We start from the raw sequence: 3146 nt of genomic DNA on the forward strand, positions 1-3146 counted from the left end.
TCCTCGCGCTCCTCCGGCCTGGGCCGCGGCCGGCTCGGCCGCTCACCCGGCGGCCTCCTCCGGCGCGGTGCCTCCTCGCGATCGCGCTCACGAGGAGCTTCGCGACGGCGGGGAGCCGGTCGCTGCTCTTCGTCCGTCATCTTCAGCGCCCCTCCCTTCGTCGCGCATTGCCCTCGAGGAGGCGGGCCACGAGCTCCCGCTCGAGTTCGGATGCCTCCTCTTCCGAAATGCTTCCCTCGTCGCGGGCCTGGGCGACAGCCTCAAGCTCGCGCCGGATGGTCGCAGGGTCGTAGAACTGGCGCTCGGCCTCCTCCTGAAGACGCTCGGCCACCCAGACGACACCGCGCGCGGGAGCGAGCGGCAGTCCGAAGAGGCCCGAGATGAGACCCATCAGACCTCCCCGGTGAAGTCGTAGGGCGCCTGCGGTCCGATGAGGCGGAACGTGAGGCGGCCCGCACCCTCTCGTGCAAGGGATTCGGCCACCTGCTCGAACTCGGCCTGCCGCGCCCTCTCGACGAGTGCCGCCAGATCGAGGACATCCTCGGCCTGGCTGGCCTCTCGCTCGATCGTCTCGCGGGCCAGCGGTTCGAGTGCCGAGCGGATGCGGGGCGCTTCAGCCTCGGCCTTGTGCTGGAGCCCCTGAACAATGAGCTCCCCGAGCCGGATCCGCTCGTCGCGAGTCTCATCCTCGGAAGTCCCCGAAATCGCTTCCCGAAGCGACGCGATTTCGGGATCCTCGCGAATGAGCTCGGCGAGCACTGCGTCCCGGACGAAGCGCGCATGGAGGGAGAACTGGGCCGCGTCGCCGATTCGCCGCAGATTCTCCTCGTACAGGCCGTACTGCGGATCGAGGACTTCGTCGGTGAGGGTCTCCTCGTTCGGGACGATGGTTCCGAAGACCATCGGCAGGACGGGCGCCGTGGCGGCGATTCGGTCGAGGACCGAGCTGTGAGCCATGAGGTCGTCGGGGGTGCCGATCGTTTCCGGCTCGGCGAGCGGGGACACGAGGGCAGCGTGCGCCTCGGACGGAACAGTCAGGATTTCCTCGCCCCGGAGTCCGGTCAGTCGAGGAATCTTGGCCTGGGCCGGGACAACGCCATATACGTAGAGGTTCATGGGGATCTCCGATGCGGCTCCATCCCTACCCTTCATCCCTGCGGCGGCGGGACGGGCGCGCTTCTTCCTTGTCGTCGTCGTCCTTGTCCCGATCCCCGACCAGCGCATCCTTCACGCCGCCGATCACGCCCTTGGTCTTCCCGTGGGAGCCGCCCTCGGACATATCGCCGATCATGTCGGGGAGGCCCTTGCCGCCCTGCTGCGTCAGGTCGAGGCGGTTGGTCGCCTCGGCGAAGCGCAGATAGGTGTCGACGCTCGCGATCACGATCCTTGCATCGATGGTGAGGACCTCGATGCCCACGAGCGAGACTCGCACGTACGCGTCGATCACAAGGCCCTTGTCGAGGATGACGTTGAGGACGTCGGCGAGAGAACTGGAATGCGGGCGATCGAGGTAACCGCCTCGCGGCTGCATGGCCGTGCTGCTCATGGATCCACTCCTAGCGTGGCTCTAGCGGGGAAGGGTCTGGTCGGACGTGATCGGTTCAGTTCAGCCGTCTTGCTCATCGGCGCCCCCTGGTCCCCGAAGGCTCACGGTCCTGATGGCCTCGCCGGCCGTCCGCCTCGTCCTCCGGCTCTTCCTCGTCCTCGGGCTCCTCTTCTTCGTCCTCGTCGTCGTACTCGTCTTCGGGCTCCTCTTCGCCCTCGGGCTCCTCTTCCTCTTCGTCCTCGTCGTATTCGTCGTCGTACTCGTCTTCAGGCTCTTCTTCGTCCTCGGACTCCTCGTCCTCGGACTCGCCTTCACCCTCTTCCTCGTCCTCGTACTCGTCCTCGGGTCCTTCTTCTCCCTCGTCCTCGTACTCGTCCTGGCCTTCTGTCTCCTCGGGCTCCTCTTCTTCGCCCCGCTGCTGGCCCTCCTCGGCCTGACGCTGCTCGTCCGCTTGACGCTGTTCTTCCTCCACGACCTCCTCGTGGGTACGGACGATCTCGCCGTCACGGATCTCGCCGCGCCAGCCCTCGGTTGCCTCGGGGTCGAGGATCGTCGACGTCATGACGTGGCGGACATACCGCTTGAGTTCGACCCGCACACGCCGTCCGACGGCGCGCCAGATCTGAGCCGTCTTTTCGAAGAAACCCTGGGGGTAATATTCGACGACTGCACAGATCTTGGTCAGACGCGGCCCGTATTCATGGAATGTGACCGCACCGTCGAGATGGCCCTTTTGTCCCTTCGACTTCCAGATGATCCGGTCGTCAGGAACCATCTCCTTGATCTGGGATTCCCAAGTGCGGTGGGAGAGGAATACCTGGCCTTTGAATGAGACCTTCCCCTGGTCCTCGTCGTGCTCGACGTTTTTGACCTTCTTCATGAAGTCGGACCACTCTTCGAATTCGGTCCACTGGTTGTAGGCGACCTTGACGGGAACGCCCACGTCGACCCATTCGACGATATTGACGAGCTTCTGCTTCCGGCTGCCCCGGCTGCCCTTTCCCGTAAGGGCTTGAGCGCCGGCGCTGACGGTGTCCTTCACCTTGTCTTTCACACCGGTCAGGGCGCCGCCGACGGCGGCCAAGGCTGGGCTCTTGCCCTGAATCTTTGCCTTGATGCCCTCGCTGACGGCCTTGTCCTTGATGCTCGGCCCCGAGGACTTTCCTTCGGTGAAGTCACTGAGCTTCCCGGTGAGGCCCTCGACCTTGTCGCTGACCTTGCCAATGCCATTGTTCACGAGCGAGGACGCGAAGCTGCCCGCCGCGTCCTTCAGGCCGCCCAGACCGATCTTGTCGGTCAGGGTGCCGGAGTCTGCTTTTGCCTCCATGGCGTGTCTCCTCTGACGACAGGTCTACTCGGACGACGGCTTCCCGGTTGAACGGCCCGATGACGTCGCGCGGCGGGGAGCACCGCGCCGCTCGGTGCCGGGGCGCGATCCTGCCGGGCGTGGACGGGCCGGGCGCATCGGCTTCTGATCTGCGGACGAATCGGATTGACCGTCGGAGCTGCCGCGCCCTCTCCCCGAATCCTCGCGTTGGCCCGAGCGTGCGCGTTCTGAGCCACTGCGTTCTGAGCCACCGCGGGCCGAGCCACCGCGGGC

General features: G+C 65.8%; 4 protein-coding genes. All 4 read right to left on the reverse strand.

Annotated features, from left to right (window positions below):
• Positions 1–142: 142 nt before the first annotated feature.
• Positions 143–391: a gas vesicle protein GvpG gene (locus V7053_RS11385; protein ID WP_334172388.1), complete on the reverse strand. Its 249-nt coding sequence runs from the start codon at positions 389–391 to the stop codon at positions 143–145.
• A complete protein-coding gene (locus tag V7053_RS11390) occupies positions 391–1116 on the reverse strand; it encodes a GvpL/GvpF family gas vesicle protein (protein WP_334172389.1) in 726 nt (241 codons plus the stop codon). The genes V7053_RS11385 and V7053_RS11390 overlap by 1 nt, the downstream gene beginning before the upstream one ends.
• A gap of 25 nt (positions 1117–1141) precedes the next feature.
• Positions 1142–1546 (reverse strand): gas vesicle protein GvpJ, encoded by a 405-nt coding sequence (gvpJ, locus tag V7053_RS11395; RefSeq protein WP_334172390.1) that lies wholly within the window; start codon positions 1544–1546, stop codon positions 1142–1144.
• A gap of 73 nt (positions 1547–1619) precedes the next feature.
• On the reverse strand, positions 1620–2873 hold the full coding sequence (locus tag V7053_RS11400) for an SRPBCC family protein (protein WP_334172391.1): 1254 nt from the start codon (positions 2871–2873) through the stop codon (positions 1620–1622).
• Between the last annotated feature and the right edge of the window lie 273 nt (positions 2874–3146).

Source organism: Sinomonas sp., from assembly GCF_036848755.1.
In the GTDB taxonomy this organism is placed as follows: domain Bacteria; phylum Actinomycetota; class Actinomycetes; order Actinomycetales; family Micrococcaceae; genus Sinomonas.